This window comes from Streptomyces sp. NPDC127092 (assembly GCF_042722475.1).
GTDB lineage: Bacteria > Actinomycetota > Actinomycetes > Streptomycetales > Streptomycetaceae > Streptomyces.
This window is the reverse complement of record NZ_JBHXFE010000231.1, coordinates 1,020-1,409: the sequence shown is the minus strand read 5'-3', so window position 1 is coordinate 1,409 and position 390 is coordinate 1,020. Positions and strand designations below refer to the sequence as shown.

The following is a 390-nucleotide window of genomic DNA, read 5'->3' as shown; positions in this document are numbered from 1 at the left end:
GGACCGTGGTTGCCGACCTTGACGCCCTCCACTCCGGTGAGGATGTTGCAGGCGGCATCGGAGAGCTCGCCGGTCAGCTCCCCGGCCTCGTCGCGGAAGAACTCCCCGCCCGGGGGATTGGGGGTGTCCCGGGTGATGCCGTACTTGTTCAGGGTGAAGGTGTTGACCACGCCGCCATGGCCGGAGGCGTTCATCAGATACACCTCACGGTCCGTGGCAACCTGGTCCAGTTCATGCCGAGTGGGGTGGCGCCGCTCGACGAGGTTGCGGTGTTCATAGCCGTAGCCGCGGATCGGCCCGTTGCCGGCGGCCTGATCAGCGCGCCGGCGCAGCTGCTGGACGATCTCCGGTATCGATGCCGCTTGGGCGGGCCCGCAGTCTACCCAGGTC

Annotated in this window: 1 protein-coding gene; it reads right to left on the bottom strand. The window is 67.9% G+C overall.

From position 1 onward, the window contains the following. Positions 1-390, bottom strand: a 390-nt coding sequence (locus ACFWJO_RS39210) for an amidohydrolase family protein (RefSeq protein WP_386873013.1), incomplete at both ends; no start/stop codon positions are given.